Below are 16,234 nucleotides of genomic sequence, written 5' to 3'. Positions count from 1 at the left end.
ATTCTCCCTGTGTCGCGCCACCCTGTCGCAGCGCGTTCTGCGGGCTAGACGAGGAGGGAGGGGCAAAGGATGCACCCCAAAATAATTTTTTGCTGGCCGCATCCTTCGGCGGCCGGCAAACGTCCTAGGTTTCGACAACAGCAAGGAGCGCGCGATGAGAAGGACATTGATCAGATACAAGACCAAGCCGGAGTTGGCCGACAAGAACGCCGAGCTGGTTGCGGCGGTGTTTGCGGAATTAAAGGGGGCCGGGCCCGACAGCGTGCGCTATCTGACGCTGCGGCTGGAGGATGACACCTTTATCCATATCGTCGAAACCTCAGCCGAGGACGGCTCGAGCCCAATCCCGAAACTTAAGGCGTTTCAGGCATTCCAGGAGGGCATCCGCGACCGCTGCGCCGAACCGCCGCTGGTTCGTGATATGAGGGTTGTCGGTAACTACTGTATGCTGGACGAATCCTGAACGGGCGAGGGGGAGTAACAATGGCGCCAGACCCGCTGGCCATCATCGATATTAGGGCCTTGCTGGTGGGGATGCGACCGAAGCTGCATCGCTACTGCGCACGCATGGTCGGCTCTGTCGTCGACGGTGAGGACGTGCTGCAGGATGCGTTGATCAAGGCCATGGAAGCGCTGCAATCGGTCACGCCCGTCAACAATCCGGAGGGCTGGTTGTTCCGCATCGCCCACAACACCGCATTGGATTTCCTGCGCCGCCGCAACCGGCAGGAGGCGCTGCGTTCGGCTGAGGAGGTTGAGGTGATTGCCGACCGGCTCAATGACGTGGAAAGTCGCCAGATCGCTGCGACCAGCCTGCGCACATTCATGCGGCTGCCGGTGGCGCAGCGGTCCAGCGTGATCCTGATGGACGTGCTCGGCTGCTCGCTTGCCGAGATCTGCGACATCATGGATTTCAGCCTGCCGGCAGTGAAGGCCGCGCTGCATCGTGGGCGCACGCAGCTGCGCGAGTTCGCCGAGGAGCCGGACGACGCGCCGCAATCTGGCTTGTCGGAGGCCGATCGCACCAGGCTCAACGCCTATGTGGGCCAATTCAATGCCCGCAACTTCGACGCCATCCGCGCCATGATCGCGGACGACATCAGGCTCGATTTGGTCAACCGGAAGAAGTTGAACGGTAAGGCCGAGGTCTCGAAATACTTTGGCAATTACTCGAAGGTCAGTGACTGGCACCTGGTGACCGGGCAGGTGGAGGGACGTCCGGCGATCCTAGTGTTCGATCCGAATGAGCCGAATGGACGGCCGAAATACTTTATGCTTCTGAACTGGTCTGCCGATAAGCTCGCCGCGATCAGGGACTTTCGTTACGCGGAGTATGTTATCGATGGTGCAGATTGCGTGGCTGATAGAGGGTGAGTGAGCGGACTTAGCCGCCGATTATATTGGCACGCATTCCCAGATGGGTTCGTTTGGCGCTAGTTGCTGCTGATGAGACCCGTGGCGTTTTCAGCCCCGCCGCACAGCGCCTGACGATCGCGTACATCGATCGTCTCGGACTGAAACTCGTTGCATGAGGCCGATTTGGAAACGAGAATGTCAGTCAATCCCCGTTGATCAGGACGAGCTTGCCGCAGACGTGGCCGGCTTCCATTTCTCGGTGAGCTTCGTTGGATCGGACTGCGAAGGAGTTCTGCCTCATATAACTGGATCAGCATTCACAACTGGGTTTGAGACCGCTGGGTGTTGATGCGTCTGGCGCCCAGCTTGTCCGGCACCCCCGCTTCGGAAAAGGCAGTCGAATGGCTGAACGCCAGCGCTGCGGACCACTACCTTGACCTCTTCCCGCCTGGGGACGCCGACGTCCAGATCGATGATTTTCAGAACGTCAGGCGGCCCGTAGGCATCAAATACGATCGCGCGGCTCATGGTGTTGCTCCTACTCGTGCAAAAGAACTACAGTGTGGTGGGAGCCATGCCTGTGGCGCCTGCGACTAGGATCATCTTGCAGAGGATCTCGTGTCTTAATCTAATGCTGGCAGCCATGGCTCTCTCACGACTGCGTAACCGCCGTCGTTGCGGCGCAGCCTGAGATAGCCGGGCGATCCGGTGTGAATGCCACCGATTAAGGGATCCTCCGTAGCAAGCATGTCGAAGGTCCGCTTGCGCGTTTGGGCCGACATACTCGCGTCAACGTCGAAGGCAATCGTGACGTCCGGTCGAGCGACCTCAATATCGAGAAAGTGCACGATGTCACCCCAAATAAAGAGCTTATCGCGCCCCGATTGGACGGCAAAGCCTGTATGTCCCGGTGTATGCCCTGGCAGCGCAATGGCCTCAACGCCGGGGGCCGCCTCCTTTCGGAATCCAACATCCGCAGGCGATCATCGTAGGCGTCGAACACCTTGCGGGCCGCTAGAAAGAATGGGCGAAACCCTTCCGGGGCCGCATTTATAATTGCGTCGTCTGTCCAGAAAGCCAGCTCCGCCTTGCTCAGTGCCAGCTCAGCATTGGGAAAGACCGGTTCTCCGTTTTCCGTTGCGAGGCCGCCGAGATGGTCCGGGTGACCATGCGTGAGCAACACCAAATCAATGTCCGACTTGGCGACACCAACGGATGCCAGCGAGTTTTGAAGTTCTCCGCCCCAACCGTTCATGCCGCCGGCACCTCCATCAATCAATACGGTCTTTGTACTGCTTTGGATCAGATAGCTTTGAATCGTCGCCCGCGCGCGCTTCGGCACGGCGGCTGCTTCGAGGATTTGGTCGATTTCCTCTGGCGCGATATTGGAAAGCAAGTCAAACGATACGTCCAAATATCCATCTGATAGTGTCGTAAGGACGAGATCGCCGATCTTTCGACGATAAGCGCCCAGCGTCTGATGAGTTGGCAGGTTTTTCATCCTTACCCTCCATAGTGGCGGGAAGAGCTGTCCAATCGGATGCGTGGTAGTCCGAGCTCATGCAAAAAGCTCAGCCCCAGCGAAAGGATTCAATCCGGGAGGATATTTTTATCTGCATCCTTTGCTCTCTCGACTTTGAAACCGAGTGCTGCTGTTTGGCGAACGGTGGCCAGATTCAGTCGGCTCGCCCATCTGCTGTCGCTTTCGCGTGTTTTGAGGGGCCGCACCGCGGCGCTCGCCTGATTTCGCGCATCCTGGCTTGCCCTGGAAAACCGAGGCCGGTTGCCGCACCGATGATTGCGGGAACATCCGCCAGAGTGATCGCCGCGACCACCCGTCAGCTATCGCTTCCTTCGACATAAGATCGCTAGCATTTGCGAAAGCCGCCACGGCTATTTGCCTCATTCTGCCAGACAACGGACTTTCGGCAAACAGGCCTAAATCGGTCGCTCCAGCCAGGCCAGGTTCTTGGCTCGCCTAACGAATTTGTCGCAGAGGGACTTTGCGATAAGAGGAGCGTCGATCCTAATCCCTTCACATCAGGATTTTTGTCAATTGTTCATTCGAGTGGCATCGAATTTCTCCTTGGTCAGCGGATCCACGGTCTGAGCCCATAGCAATTACCGGCCTGTCCTCGAGCCTGTACAACCTCACATGCGGTCGCCGCTCGTGGCGGCTGCACCATTATCCCGCGTTCGACGGGCATGGGCTCAGGAGAACGGGGCCAAACTCAAGATCGGCGTTTAAAGCCAAAAGGATCACCGGGCCGTTCACCTGGATCCGTCAGGACTGATCAGGCCCTGAGGATAGGTATTCTGATTAGACGAGTTCGATCTATGCTTCAGGCGGCTTTCATGATCGCACCTTCGATTACAATGCCGGCGCTCACGTACTTCCAGAGTGCGACCAGTAATTTACGGGCCAACGCCACGATCATCGGCGTTTTAAGGCGGCCGGCGTTACGTGCAATGCGCTCCTTGAACCATAAGGTTAACGCCGATTTCGGTTGGTGCCGCAACCATAGCCAGGCGAGTTCGACCATTGTCGCTCGCAGTCGCGGATTCCCCGCCTTTGAGACGCCTTGCTCGCGATTGACGTTGCCGCTTTGCCACGGGGAGGGCGCTAGGCCCGCGTACGAGGCAACTTGCCGTCGATTGTCGAAGTGTCTGAACAAACCTTCCGTGTAGAGTATCGTCGCGAACTCGGGACCAATTCCTCTGATGCCCAAAAGCGCAGTCGCTTGTGCCGGCGTTTCCGGTGCCTCACGTACAATGCAAGTATCGCGCTCTGCTTCCACGGCCTTGATTTGTGTGAGCAACAATTCGAGGCGATCGAGTTCTCTGCAAATTTCGGCTTTGAGGTGCTTGGACAGCACTCTGCCATCTCCAGTTCGAAGCTCGTCCAGACGCTGGCGGCGATCTCGATTTACAGGCTCGTAATCTCGCACACCTTGGGCGAAGAGTAGCCCCTTGATGCGATTGACGTGGAAGACACGTTCAGCAATCAGGGTTTTCCGCTCTCGCCCGAGCCGACGGATGTCTTCCTCATCAGGTGTGAGAAGTTTGACCATCGAGCAGGCCCGCGGCTCGCCACGTTTCCATGCCATCAGAGCGCGGATCAGGGTTTCGCCGTCGATGCGATCCGTCTTTGCCCGGCGATGGCGGCGAGGCATGGCAATGGATGCAGCCTCAACAATATGGCTTTCGATCCAGGCTTCCTTGCTGAGCACCCGCCCCAACCAGAAGCCGTCAAGCCCGACCTCCTGAATGACCACCAGCGGATAAAGTCTGTTCTTGCGCCGCTGACCTTTCTGTCGGAGGGCGGCAAAACACGAAAATAAGCCAGCGATGTCACCTCTGGGAACCGTATGGCGTGACATCTTTTCGCTTCCGGGCGACAACGCCGTCACCAGCCACGCCGATTTACTGAGTTCCAACGAGATGAAAATTGCTCCAAGATCAATGGGAGTAGCGGTCTGTGCTTGAGTTCGATCTGCAGTCATCGGCATGATTGGCCTCCAGAGAGTTTTCTAGCGACCTCAATCTGCCACGGTGCAGGCCGCTACTCACCCCTGATGGGATCTCAAAACCGGTCATTAGAAATTTCCCGCCGAAGTGTTAAGCTCAAATTTATCGAGTCCTGACGTCTATTTTCCGATTCGTGTCGCCTTCGACTAACGAATGCGGAGCATATTTAGTTGGATTCGAACCGCTCTGCCGGAGCAGATCTCCCGTAGAGCGGTTTCAGTTCTGGCGCGCGGCGGCCCGGCGCATTTGCACCGGCAGAGTTCCCCACGCTCGGATCAGTTCGCCGATGGAGGCGGCCTCCATCTTGTGCATGACATTGCTGCGATGCAGCTTGACTGTCACTTCACTAATGCCGAAATCGAAAGCGATCTGCTTGTTAAGACGTCCATGCGCCACTTCATACAGAACTTCGCGCTCGCGCTGCGTCAGTGTCTCAAGGCGTTCGATATTGCGCTTGGCGATCACGGCTTCCGCCCGTCGTTCGGCATCCATCGCGATGCCCGTCGTCACAGCGTCAAGCAGCGTCTGGTCCCGCACCGGCTTGGTCAGAAAATCCACAGCGCCCGCTTTCATCGCCTGGACGGTCATCGGGATATCACCGTGCCCGGTCAGAAAGATGATCGGCTTGGGGTTTCCGCTTTCCGCCAGATGCCGCTGCAAATGGAGACCACTTGCGCCGGGCATGCGCACATCGAGTATCAAGCAGCCGGGGCTGTCCAATATATCGGCGTCAAGTAATTCGCGGGGCGAGGCAAAGCTGACCGGCTGGAAGCCCGCTGACAGGATCAATTCCGCCAACGCCTCTCGAACAGATGCATCATCATCGACAATAACAACGAGCGGCTGGCCCTCTTCATCTGCGCTTTGTTGTGATAACGGCGCCGAATTGCGCAGCAACGGTTGGTCAACTCTCATGTCACCCTCCATCTTTCGATTGGTGTAACTCATTGGCGATGGCAGCCAATAGCGCCTGGGCGTCGAAGGGCTTGCGGAAAAAACCGCTGATGCCTCGAGCACGGCTCTGATCCGCTATTTCGTGGCGGCCGGTGACCAGGAATACCGGCAGTTCGGGACGTGCCTTCTTCACTATGTCACGAAGCTCAAACCCGTCTATTCCCGGCATCCCTATGTCGGTGATGAGTACATCGAGGTCCGACATTCCGTTGACGAGCAATGATGCTGCCGACGGAAAACTGCGAGCCACATAGCCAGCAGATTCGAGGAGGTTGCCCACCGACTCAAGCATTCTCGGATCGTCATCAACAATTCCCACGACATGTCTTGTCTTGTTCATGTTCAATTCCCTCCCACTCTTCGCGAGTGGGTAATCGGTGTTTCCAGTCTCTCCGCCATGCGAACGAGATCGGCGAACGATGCTGCCGCCATTTTCTGCATCACGTTCCTTCTGTGGATTTGCAGCGTGACTTCACTGATCCCCAGCTCTGCCGCTGCCTGTTTATTGAGAAGACCGCTCACGACGAGCGGCAAGACCTCGCGCTCTCGCGGTGTCAGCTCGAGATAGCGCTGTCTCAGCATGCCCAGTTCGGCACGTTCCAATCTCTTTTCCCTATCTTGCGCTATCGCTGCGTGGACCGCTGCCATGAGATCTGCATCGCTAAAGGGTTTGGTCAGGAAATCGACGGCCCCGTGTTTGATCGCGCGGACCGAAGATGGGATGTCACCGTGTCCTGTAATGAAGACTATCGGTGGATGTCCTCCGTCAGCGATCTGTTTCTGGAGGTCGAGACCATTGATATCAGGCAATTCGATATCGAGGATGAGGCAGGCGGGGACATCTGGCTTGTCTGCATTGACGTAGTTGCCTGCGGATCCAAATACGGCTACGCGCATGCCATGCGAATCAAAGAGCTCGCTCAGTGCCTCTCGAATTCGTTCGTCGTCATCCACGATAAAGACAATATGATCGTCGGTTGTCATGGTACTGCCTTCATTTCAACCGGCAAGGTGAAGATGAATGTCGCCCCACGCGGTTCGTTGTTCTCCGCCCATAATCGTCCACCGTGTGACTCGACGATAGAACGACAGATAGCCAGCCCCATGCCCATCCCATCCTCTTTTGTCGTAAAGAATGGCTCGAATATTCTCTCGGGAAATTCAATGCCCTGGCCGAGATCACTAATGTCAGTTTGGATGACATCCCCCATATTGCGCATGCGTATCCCCAGCACTCGGTCGCCGGCAATAGAGTCCATGGCCTCCATGCCGTTGCGAATGAGATTGATCAGAACCTGCTGGATCTGAACGCGATCGATGGTAATGAGCGGAAAGTCGCCATCGATCTTCACATCTATCCGCACGCTACGTCGCGATGTTTCAACAGCCATCAAGCTCCGCGCTTCGTTGACAACGCTGGCGAGTGCCGTATAGACCCTCGCGTCCACGGATTGCTTGAACAAGGCGCGAATGCGGCTGACAACATCGGCCGCCGCGTTGGCATCCCGAATGATGCGCTCTACCGTTTTCTCGGCTCGCTCGATATTTGGCGGCTCGGCCATGAGCCAGCGTTGACAGGCGTGCGAGTTCGCAACGACGGCCGCGAGGGGCTGGTTTACCTCGTGCGCGATAGAAGCTGAAAGCTCGGAGAGGCTCGCCGCCTGGCTTGCTCGCGCAAGACTCTCTTGCGCCAGGCGCAACTTTTCCTCCGCCCGAACTTCGCCGTCGATATCCAGGCAGATGACATTCCACTGAACGATCGCGCCTGCGGCGTTGCGCATTGGTGCGGCGCGCGTCTCGACCCAGCGATATTCGCCATCGAACTGCCGCAGGCGGTGCCTACGCGCGTATGGCTCGCCCGTAGCCAACGAATAGGCATAGTTCTTCTTGACGCCATCGACCTCATCGGGATGAACGCCGGCATCGAGGGTGCCGGCCAATCGGGACTTTCCCGTTCCGTCCAGGTCTTCGAGCTTATATCCGAGGAAATCGCGGAGTTGAGGGTTGCGATAGATCGGCTCCCCATTCGGCGCGGCGCAATCGATCATGACTGGGAGCGTCTCGACGAGCTGCCAGAGCGAACGTTCCCTCTCGCGCACCTCCTTCTCGGTGCGCAGTTGATCGTCGATATCATGCGAGAGGCCATACCACTGCACGATCCGCCCGCCCTCATCCCGCAGAGGCTCCGCACGCCCCGACATCCAGCGATAGACCCCATCGGCACGACGCAGCCGATAGTTCAGTGAAAAGGTCTCGCCGGTGGTGAAGGAATGGTCGAGCGCTTCGGCCAGTCGGGTCGCATCATGGGGATGGACGAGAGTCGCTATGGCAGCAGCCAACCCGCTCAATTCCGGTCCATCGTAGTCGCCTACGTCCAAACCGAGGAACTCGATCATGCGCTTGCTGAAGAAGACCGGCTCACCCGCCGGATTTAGCCGCCAGAGGAGGCTCGGAACCATGTCGACGAGCTGCGAGAATTCTCGCTCCCGGTTGCGTAATGCCACCTCCGCCCTCTTGCGCTCGGTGATATCGATGAAACCGACAAGACTCTTGTCGGCAACCGCGCCGGGCCGGGCGGTTGTGAAAAGCACATCGATGACGCTGCCGTCCATGCGCGCTACCGTGGTCTCCTCCTGAAAAACTTCTTCGTCACGATACCGCGCCTCGATGGAGCGTCGTATGGTGGCCATGCTCGGTTGCCAGTAGCGGGTAATCGACCCGAGCATCTCCCCGGCATCCTTTGCCCCGAACATCGTGATGATATGCTGGTTGACTTCTTCAACCTCCAGAGCTTCCACCGCACGCGGCAGGAATTCTGGATGTTCGTCAATATAGGTTTTGAGTTCCGTCACACCCTGTTCCCGCAACTCCTTGAACAAGGGAATGAGCTTGCTTGCATCCACCTGGGCGAGCCCGATGGGCATGTAGTGGAATAGGTCGCGGTAGCGCCGTTCGCCTTGCTGCAAGGCCTCCTGCGCGGTCACGAGATCGTGGATATCCACGCTGACCCCGTACCAGTGGATAATGGCACCGGTATCGTCGCGTAACGGCTCTGCCCGGGTCTCAGTCCAACGAAAACTGCCGTCGGTGCGCAACTGACGATACCTCTGAACGTAGGGGGCACCTGTTTTGAACGAATGGTTGATGTCTTGCCGCGCCGTGTCTCTGTCGTCCGGATGGATCACGCTCAGGGACGGCGAACCATCAGGGGCGGTGATATCCTCCAGCGTGGCGCCCGTTACATCCCTGAACCGCCTGTTGATGTAGATCGGCGTTCCCTGAGGCGTTGTGGCCCAAATCAGAGCCGGCACGGCGTCGATCAATTGCTGGAGCTCCCGCTCCCGATCGCGCAAAGCCTGCTGCGCGCGCACCTCATCGTCGATATCGAGGGCGGCTGCGTACCATTGCACGATCACACCCATTTCATCCCGCAACGGCTCGGCGCGGCCCTCCATCCAGCGATAGATGCCGTCCGCACGGCGTCGGCGATATCTTATGGTATAAGGCTCACCGCTGGCGAGGGCGTGGTCGAGCACCTCCCGCATTCGCGGGCCATCTTCGGGATGGACTGTCGCCCCTATGAGGGCCGCCAGGCGGCTCATATCAGGTTTGTCCCAAGCCGCGACGTGGTCGAGGCCGATGGATTGCAGGGTACGCTTGCTGAAGAAGGTCGGCTCGCCGTCGGGCGACATGCGGCCGATGTGTACCGGAACCATGTCGACAAGCAATGACAACTCCCGCTCCCGCTCTCGCAACGCCTGCTGGGCGCGCATCTCGTCGTCGACGTCGACCGAAATTACGTACCATTGCACAATCGATCCGTCCTGAGCACGCAGCGGTTCCCCTCGGCCGTCAACCCAGCGATACGCTCCATCAGCCCGACGCATACGGTATTTCATCGCGAAAGGCTCACCGGTGGTGAAGGAATGGCGGGCCGTCTCCAGCAGGTTTGCTACATCATCGGGATGGACCAGGGTCTGTATGACTGCCGCCAACCGGCTCGTGCCCGGCTTGTCCATATCCCCCACATCTAGACCGAAAAAGTCTATCAAGCGCTTGTTGAAGAAGATCGGCTCGCCCTCAGGCGTCAGGCGCCTGATCTGGACTGGCACCATGTCCACGAGCTGCGAGAGCTCGCGTTCCCGGTCGCGCAAGGCCTCCAGGCTTTGGCGCAATGTGAGCAGTGCCGACTGGTGCTGCCGGGATATGGCGGCGACGATGAGCGCCGAAAATGCCGAGATCACCAGAAAAAGCTGTAGCATGATTTGCTTGTGCCTCAGGGCCTCGGGATCGCCGGCAAGCTGACCGATGCCGGATATCGTGAAGACCGCAGTGACCAGAGCAAGGAGAGCCAAGGTGACGGCGGCGCCTGTGAACTCGAAGCGCACCGCGGCCCATAGGAGGGGCGGCATGATGATATAGGCGAAGGGCAGGTAACCACTCAGCGCGAGGGCGGCGACGCCAAGAAAGATCAGCCCCAGGACGCAGGCTTCGATCCAACGAACGGCCGTGAGTTGGGCTTTACCGTGCCAGTTCTGGAATACGACCAGCGCCAGTGGAGCTACGATCAAGACCCCAGTGGCGTCTCCGATCCACCAAAGAGGCCAAGCCGCGCCGAAGGTTTGCGACAGTATGCCAAACCAGGCAAGCGTCGCAATTCCGACCGTCGCGCTTACGACTGGCGCAATTCCTGCGCCCAGTAGGACGAATGCAAGAACTTCCGGCAGGGTTTCCAGTCGAACCGGTCGCCTCAAAATCCGGCTCACGAGCCATGCCCCGACGACCGCTTCCAGGGCGTTGCCGATATAGATAAGGAAGGCAGCAGGAAGCGGACTTTGAAACCACAGGAAATTGCTGAACAATTCAGCGAGACAGCCCCCTAGAATCCACCATGGCCAGCTAAGCCTGGAGGCAAGAACAAGCGTAGCAATGAAGAGCCCGCTCGGCGGCCAAATGGAAATACCTGTTCCAGGCACGATTGCCAGCAACTGGGCAAATCCGCAGCCCAGGACATAGGCGGTTATAAAAAGACCCAGATGCGAGAATCGGGGTCGGTGCGACCAGATGCGCATCATCAGCAGCTCCTGTCGGACAAAGAAAGCCAGAGGACCATCGGCGTCTCGTGCAGAACGTATTCTCGATTTTGGAACTGGCGAACTCATGATGCGAGCGTAGTCCCGCAAGGCTCCAGTCGCAACTCATGGAAATCCATACATTGCCGGGAGACGTTACCGCTATGCTGCGTGTCTGGAAGGCTGGAATGGGCCCGGACGAACCGGAAAAATTCGGCCGGGCCAGGCGACAACAGCACCTCATCAAACGAGGGTAATTGTCTCAGTCGCTCCGTTCGAGGTCACTCATCGTGTCCGGATCGAGCAAATTCTCGAACCTGCGCATGACGGAGTGAATTACAATGAAACCACGTCGGCGGCTGAACCGACGAGCAGTTATTATCAGCCCGTGCATCCTGCGTATCCCGCCTATCACCGTGGACATGTCACCTATACCTGGTGACTAGAGCGCTACATCCTCTGCACGATAGAATGATTTTGTCTCCCCTGTCACTTTCCGATGCGTTCGGGTCATTTGGCCCGAGAGTGCAACAACGAGGGAGATAGTCATGAAAATAGTCATTATCGGCGGGACCGGGCTTATCGGGTCCAAGACCGCAGCGCGTTTGCGTGGTAAGGGCCACGAGGTTCTTGCCGTGTCACCCAACACCGGCGTCAACACCGTCACCGGCGAAGGAGTTGCGGAAGCGCTGGCCGGTGCCGAGGTCGTCATTGACCTTGCAAACGCACCATCGTGGGAAGACAAGGCTGTGCTTGAATTCTTCGAAACGGCCGGCCGCAACCTGCTCGCCGCCGATGCCAAGGCTGGTGTCAAGCACCACATTGCCCTCTCGATCGTCGGAACGGAACGGCTGTCGGATAACGGCTATTTCAAGGCAAAGCTTGCCCAGGAGAGGCTGATCAAGGAATCATCCATCCCCTACACGATCGTCCATTCCACCCAGTTCATGGAGTTTCTGAAGGGTATTGCCGATGAAGCCACGGTCGGCACCGTCGCTCGTCTGTCACCGGCCGCTTTCCAGCCTATCGCCTCGGACGACGTTGCAGATGTGGTGGCGGATGTCGCCCTCGGAAAGCCGCTTAACGGCACGATTGAGATTGCAGGTCCCGAGCGCGGTCCCATGAACGAGATCGTAGCCCGGTACTTGAAAGCGGCCAACGACCCGCGGTCGGTCGAGGCAGACGTCCATGCGCGCTATTTCGGATCTGAACTCAACGATCAGTCGATCGTGCCCGGCGAAGGCGCGCGGATCGGCAAGGTCGGGTTCCAGGACTGGTTCCGCTCGTCCCAACAACCGAAATAAGCCAAGCGTCGAACCATCTGTAGGTTGGTCTTTTGCCCAGCTTTCGAACGCACATATGCATTCAACAACCAAAGGGATAACGACAATGAAGTCAGCTTTGTTGACACTGTTTGTATCGGTTTCAGTTTGCCTACTTGGCACTTTGCCGGTTGCCGCTGCCGGAAACACGGCCAAGGTCACACCACTGATGACGAAAGACCTTCCAAACTATCCAGGCAAGGAGGGGCTCATGATATCGGTCGAGTATGGCCCGGGAGGTTCCGACCCTATCCACAAGCACGACGCAAATGCATTCGTCTACGTTCTCGAGGGTTCGATCGTGATGCAGGTCAAGGGAGAGAAAGAAGTTACCTTGTCGCCGGGCGAGACCTTCTATGAAGGCCCCTCCGACATTCACCTGGTCAGCCGCAATGCGAGCAAGTCTAAGCCGGCGAAGTTTATCGTCGTGCTGCTCAAGAACAAGGACGCTCCGGTCGTCCTGCCGGCGGAATGACTCCCCAAGCTGGCGACGGTCCAACGTTTGCCAACTGCCTGGCGGGGCTAAACCAGACCGCTGCCCAAGGCACGATAGAGGGAGCAAGTCGATGAAAATCACGGTTATGGGGGCGACCGGGCGAATCGGGACGCACCTCGCAGAGAAACTTGGGCAGGCAGGCGCAGAGGTGACAGCTGCGTCCACTTCACTCGGCGTCAACAGTGTGACGGGGGAAGGCCTGCGAGCAGCCATAGTGGGTTCCGACGTTGTCATCGACGTCACCAATGCCGCGTCGTTTGGCGACGACACGGCATTGGACTTTTTCAAGACTTCCACCCGGAATCTGTTGGCTGCTTCGGCAGACGTCAAACATTACATCGCACTTTCTGTGGTAGGGACACCCCGCCTTGTAGAGAGCGACTATTTCCGCGCGAAGATGGTGCAGGAAAATCTCATCAGGGCAGCGCGACGGCCCTATACCATCCTCCATTCCACCCAACTCTTCGAGTTTATCTGCGGCGTAGTCGACCTGGCCGCAGACGGAGACGGCTTCCGGCTTCCCTCGGCTTCGGTAAGGCCGATAGCTGCTGACAACGTCGCAGAGATGCTGGTCGAATTGGCGATGGGGGCAGCAAGGAACGATACCGTGGAGATCGGCGGGCACGACCAGTTCGGTCTCGACGAGATTGCACGTATGCACCTTGCAGCAAACGAAGACATCCGCCAGGTCGTGACAGATAACGGTGCCCGCTACTACGGCGTCGAACTAAACGATGACACATTGCTGCCGCTTGCGGGAGCGCGTGTCGGTTCGCTGAGCTATGTCGACTGGCTGTACAGTTCCATGGCCAATTAGACGTCTTCCAACATCGCCATCGACACCAGCGAACGGCCCAGCAAAACTACCTCTTTGCGGCACGGTTTGGACAAATTCAGTCCATCGAACACGACGCGAAGGTGGTCGCCTTCGGGACGTTGCTCCACGACATCAGGCTAAATGAGCGCTTCAACGGGCCGAGGCGCTTCGAAGTTGAAGCCGCCGATATTGCCAGGACTTTTGCAAGGGAATCGGGCTTTCGACGAACGCCGGGGACAGCTGATCTGGGACAGAGTAGTGCCGAACTCGCCGGCCTCAATCGGCCTCTTTAAGGAGGCCGAGGTCGCGAGCTGCACAGCCGGTATCTGCCTTGGTGTGATCGGCCGACAACTTCACGCCCGCCAATATCGGAAGGGACAACGACAATGAATTCACAGTTAACGATCCCTATGCGTGAGACATGCGCAGCCTATACCACAGGGTGATTCACTCTCCATTGCAAACGCAAGTATTGAAATTCAATCAGGAAATCAACAGGAGGTTAACATGAGCTTGGACAACATTTCACATTCTGGTAGACCGGGGGCCGACGAGTTGGTTCCGTCGCGCTACGCATTGAAGATCGGCGAGATTGACGTAATGGTGGTCAGCGATGGAGTGCTGACGCTGCCGGGCAAGATGTTGGGCCACAACGCCGACCCGACCGTCCGGGCGGCCTGGCTGGACTACAATTTCCTACCGACGGAGACGCTCGATTGGGGGTTGAACGTGGTCGTGGTGCGCAGCGGCGGCCGGACCGTACTGATCGACGCTGGGCTGGGGGACGACCCGAACTTGAACTTGCCGAAGGCAGGGCAGCTGGCCCATCGGCTGGTCGCTGCCGGCATCGATCTTCCGTCTGTGACCGACGTGGTGCTGACCCACATGCACATGGACCACATTGGCATGCTGCTAGTCGACGGGATAAAGGACCAGTTGCGTAAGGACCTGCGAATCCACGTGGCGGAAGCCGAGGTCAAGTTCTGGACGCACCCCGATTTCTCCCACGTCTCCATGCCGCAGGGGTTCCCGGACGCGCTTCGGGCGGCTGCCAAGCGGTTCGCGGAAGAGTACCGCGGCAACCTGCAGACGTTCGAGGAGGAGTACGAGGTTGCGCCGGGGGTGGTAGTCACCCGCACCGGCGGCCACACACCCGGGCACAGCGTAGTACGCCTCGCGTCCGGCGGCGACCGTATGATGTTCGCCGGCGATGCCGTGTTCGCTGTCGGGTTCGAGCACCCCGACTGGTTTAACGGCTTCGAACACGACCCCGAGGAGGCGGCCCGCGTTCGGATCCGCCTTTTGCGAGAGCTGTCGGCGAGCGGCGAGCTTCTGGTGGCCACTCATCTGCCGTTCCCATCCATCGGCCATGTGGCGGCGGAGGGCGATGCCTTTCGTTGGGTGCCGATCTTCTGGGACTACTGACCGCCTATCGGATTAGGGCCGAACTAGACGACCGGCATCTGAACGAACGGATGGCCGGCGACAAAGAGGAGATCATCATGGACGTATATGAGGCAGTCAAAAGCCGACGGGCGGTACGCGGATTCAGGGACCAGCCTGTGTCGAGGGAGGTGCTTGAGCGCGTGCTGTCCGCCGCAGCTTGGTCGCCGTCCGGATCGAACATCCAGCCGTGGAACACCTACGTGCTGACCGGCGCGCCGCTGGCCGAGCTCAAGACGGTCGCCGTCGAGCGCGTGGCTCACGGCGACCCTTGGGACGAGCGGCAGTACCAGATGTATCCGCCCGCGCTGAAGTCCCCTTATGGGGAGCGTCGATCCGCCTTCGGCAAGGAGCGCTACAGCGCACTCGGCATTGCGCGCGAGGACTGGGAGGCGCGCCAGCGGGCAGCCATCGCCAACTGGAACTGTTTCGGTGCGCCCGCCGCCCTGTTCTGCTACATCGACCGCGACCTGGGCCGGCCCCAATGGGCCGACGTCGGCATGTATCTGCAGACCGTCATGCTGCTGCTCCGTGCCGAAGGGCTGCACAGTTGCGCGCAGATGGCGTGGTCGCAGGTTCGCGAGACGGTCGCGGAGGTGCTGTCACCCCCGGATGGGCTCATCCTCTTTTGCGGCATGTCGATCGGGTACGAGGACCTCACGATGAGTTCCGCCCGTACGGGCCGCGCCCCGCTCCACGAGACGGTCACGTTCATCGGCGGTTAGTCCGAATATCTCACAATAGGGGGTGCATCCGCCATGCCAATGGCAAGGTTGAAAGCTTTGGTTCTGCTGCTGAACGATGCAAGCAGGAAATAGACCATCGCTCCCCATAGGCAAGAGCCGCCGAATTTCACGACGACGAACGGCAAATGTGCTGCATATCCAAATTTGCGCAGTACCAAGCCACAACCGATGACCACGAGCGCAGCGGCGGCCGCGCGAACTCTCTGCGACTTCCATGTCTTCATTCGATTTCCGCGCTTGAACCGGAATAGCACACATGGTCGCGTGAAGGATTAGCTTCAATCTGGGGCGGCCGCAACCTGCGTGCAAATTCCGAGGCAATCCGCCCCCTGATTCCGAAATGATGTCGCCCCCCAATTCCGAGAAATAGTCGCCCCCTTATTCCGAGATGATTGCGCCCCCTTTGGCGGGCATCTGGCAAGGGTGGTCTGCCGGTGTGAAGTTTCTTCCTTGGACGTTGACGAGGAAGGAACGGGATGCCTGCGGAGAGAGTGGAGATG

The 16,234-nt window shown here is 58.5% G+C and carries 14 protein-coding genes; 7 read left to right on the top strand and 7 right to left on the bottom strand.

Annotation, left to right across the window (positions count from 1 at the left end; genetic code table 11):
• Positions 1 to 154: 154 nt before the first annotated feature.
• Complete coding sequence (locus QD409_RS31840; protein WP_430764662.1) at positions 155 to 463, top strand: hypothetical protein; 309 nt, start codon at positions 155 to 157, stop codon at positions 461 to 463.
• Positions 464 to 483: 20 nt separating this feature from the next.
• Positions 484 to 1,374, top strand: coding sequence for an RNA polymerase sigma factor (locus QD409_RS31835; protein ID WP_092855358.1), 891 nt, complete (start codon positions 484 to 486; stop codon positions 1,372 to 1,374).
• Between the two features lie 706 nt (positions 1,375 to 2,080).
• On the opposite strand, the gene QD409_RS31830 is transcribed toward QD409_RS31835, so the two are convergent.
• The 6 genes from QD409_RS31830 to QD409_RS31805 all read right to left on the bottom strand — a co-directional run bounded on the left by QD409_RS31830 (position 2,081) and on the right by QD409_RS31805 (position 10,913).
• Complete coding sequence (locus QD409_RS31830; RefSeq protein ID WP_430764661.1) at positions 2,081 to 2,857, bottom strand: MBL fold metallo-hydrolase; 777 nt, start codon at positions 2,855 to 2,857, stop codon at positions 2,081 to 2,083.
• Between the two features lie 841 nt (positions 2,858 to 3,698).
• Positions 3,699 to 4,865, bottom strand: a complete 1,167-nt coding sequence (locus tag QD409_RS31825) for an IS110 family transposase (RefSeq protein WP_430764660.1) — start codon at positions 4,863 to 4,865, stop codon at positions 3,699 to 3,701.
• Between the two features lie 235 nt (positions 4,866 to 5,100).
• On the bottom strand, positions 5,101 to 5,799 hold the full coding sequence (locus QD409_RS31820) for a response regulator transcription factor (RefSeq protein WP_430764672.1): 699 nt from the start codon (positions 5,797 to 5,799) through the stop codon (positions 5,101 to 5,103).
• Position 5,800: 1 nt separating this feature from the next.
• The gene (locus tag QD409_RS31815; protein ID WP_430764659.1) at positions 5,801 to 6,178 is read right to left on the bottom strand and encodes a response regulator transcription factor; all 378 of its coding nucleotides are present in this window, start codon (positions 6,176 to 6,178) and stop codon (positions 5,801 to 5,803) included.
• Positions 6,179 to 6,180: 2 nt separating this feature from the next.
• The gene (locus QD409_RS31810; RefSeq protein ID WP_430764658.1) at positions 6,181 to 6,822 is read right to left on the bottom strand and encodes a response regulator transcription factor; all 642 of its coding nucleotides are present in this window, start codon (positions 6,820 to 6,822) and stop codon (positions 6,181 to 6,183) included.
• Complete coding sequence (locus tag QD409_RS31805) at positions 6,819 to 10,913, bottom strand: PAS domain-containing protein (protein ID WP_430764657.1); 4,095 nt, start codon at positions 10,911 to 10,913, stop codon at positions 6,819 to 6,821. The genes QD409_RS31810 and QD409_RS31805 overlap by 4 nt, the downstream gene beginning before the upstream one ends.
• A gap of 545 nt (positions 10,914 to 11,458) precedes the next feature.
• Between QD409_RS31805 and QD409_RS31800 the strand changes: the two genes are divergently transcribed.
• The 5 genes from QD409_RS31800 to QD409_RS31780 all read left to right on the top strand — a co-directional run bounded on the left by QD409_RS31800 (position 11,459) and on the right by QD409_RS31780 (position 15,713).
• The gene (locus QD409_RS31800) at positions 11,459 to 12,214 is read left to right on the top strand and encodes an SDR family oxidoreductase (RefSeq protein ID WP_430764656.1); all 756 of its coding nucleotides are present in this window, start codon (positions 11,459 to 11,461) and stop codon (positions 12,212 to 12,214) included.
• Between the two features lie 85 nt (positions 12,215 to 12,299).
• Positions 12,300 to 12,707, top strand: coding sequence for a cupin domain-containing protein (locus tag QD409_RS31795; RefSeq protein ID WP_430764655.1), 408 nt, complete (start codon positions 12,300 to 12,302; stop codon positions 12,705 to 12,707).
• A 91-nt stretch (positions 12,708 to 12,798) separates the two neighbouring features.
• The gene (locus tag QD409_RS31790) at positions 12,799 to 13,545 is read left to right on the top strand and encodes an SDR family oxidoreductase (RefSeq protein ID WP_430764654.1); all 747 of its coding nucleotides are present in this window, start codon (positions 12,799 to 12,801) and stop codon (positions 13,543 to 13,545) included.
• Positions 13,546 to 14,052: 507 nt separating this feature from the next.
• Positions 14,053 to 14,970, top strand: a complete 918-nt coding sequence (locus QD409_RS31785; RefSeq protein WP_430764653.1) for an MBL fold metallo-hydrolase — start codon at positions 14,053 to 14,055, stop codon at positions 14,968 to 14,970.
• Between the two features lie 77 nt (positions 14,971 to 15,047).
• Entirely contained in the window at positions 15,048 to 15,713 is a 666-nt protein-coding gene (locus tag QD409_RS31780) for a nitroreductase (RefSeq protein WP_430764671.1), read from the top strand.
• Here QD409_RS31780 and QD409_RS31775 read toward each other — a convergent pair.
• A complete protein-coding gene (locus tag QD409_RS31775; RefSeq protein ID WP_430764652.1) occupies positions 15,710 to 15,958 on the bottom strand; it encodes a hypothetical protein in 249 nt (82 codons plus the stop codon). The genes QD409_RS31780 and QD409_RS31775 overlap by 4 nt on opposite strands.
• Positions 15,959 to 16,234 lie beyond the last annotated feature (276 nt).

The sequence above is a fragment of the Rhizobium sp. BR 315 genome (assembly GCF_050577975.1).
Classification (GTDB): Bacteria; Pseudomonadota; Alphaproteobacteria; order Rhizobiales; family Rhizobiaceae; genus Rhizobium; species Rhizobium miluonense.
This window is presented reverse-complemented; position numbering and strand designations above follow the sequence as displayed.

Coding starts and splice junctions, on each gene's coding strand:
- QD409_RS31840 (WP_430764662.1), top strand. CDS start 155: ATGAGAAGGACATTGATCAGATACAAGACCAAGCCGGAGTTGGCCGAC.
- QD409_RS31835 (WP_092855358.1), top strand. CDS start 484: ATGGCGCCAGACCCGCTGGCCATCATCGATATTAGGGCCTTGCTGGTG.
- QD409_RS31830 (WP_430764661.1), bottom strand. CDS start 2,857: ATGAAAAACCTGCCAACTCATCAGACGCTGGGCGCTTATCGTCGAAAG.
- QD409_RS31825 (WP_430764660.1), bottom strand. CDS start 4,865: ATGCCGATGACTGCAGATCGAACTCAAGCACAGACCGCTACTCCCATT.
- QD409_RS31820 (WP_430764672.1), bottom strand. CDS start 5,799: ATGAGAGTTGACCAACCGTTGCTGCGCAATTCGGCGCCGTTATCACAA.
- QD409_RS31815 (WP_430764659.1), bottom strand. CDS start 6,178: ATGAACAAGACAAGACATGTCGTGGGAATTGTTGATGACGATCCGAGA.
- QD409_RS31810 (WP_430764658.1), bottom strand. CDS start 6,822: ATGACAACCGACGATCATATTGTCTTTATCGTGGATGACGACGAACGA.
- QD409_RS31805 (WP_430764657.1), bottom strand. CDS start 10,913: ATGATGCGCATCTGGTCGCACCGACCCCGATTCTCGCATCTGGGTCTT.
- QD409_RS31800 (WP_430764656.1), top strand. CDS start 11,459: ATGAAAATAGTCATTATCGGCGGGACCGGGCTTATCGGGTCCAAGACC.
- QD409_RS31795 (WP_430764655.1), top strand. CDS start 12,300: ATGAAGTCAGCTTTGTTGACACTGTTTGTATCGGTTTCAGTTTGCCTA.
- QD409_RS31790 (WP_430764654.1), top strand. CDS start 12,799: ATGAAAATCACGGTTATGGGGGCGACCGGGCGAATCGGGACGCACCTC.
- QD409_RS31785 (WP_430764653.1), top strand. CDS start 14,053: ATGAGCTTGGACAACATTTCACATTCTGGTAGACCGGGGGCCGACGAG.
- QD409_RS31780 (WP_430764671.1), top strand. CDS start 15,048: ATGGACGTATATGAGGCAGTCAAAAGCCGACGGGCGGTACGCGGATTC.
- QD409_RS31775 (WP_430764652.1), bottom strand. CDS start 15,958: ATGAAGACATGGAAGTCGCAGAGAGTTCGCGCGGCCGCCGCTGCGCTC.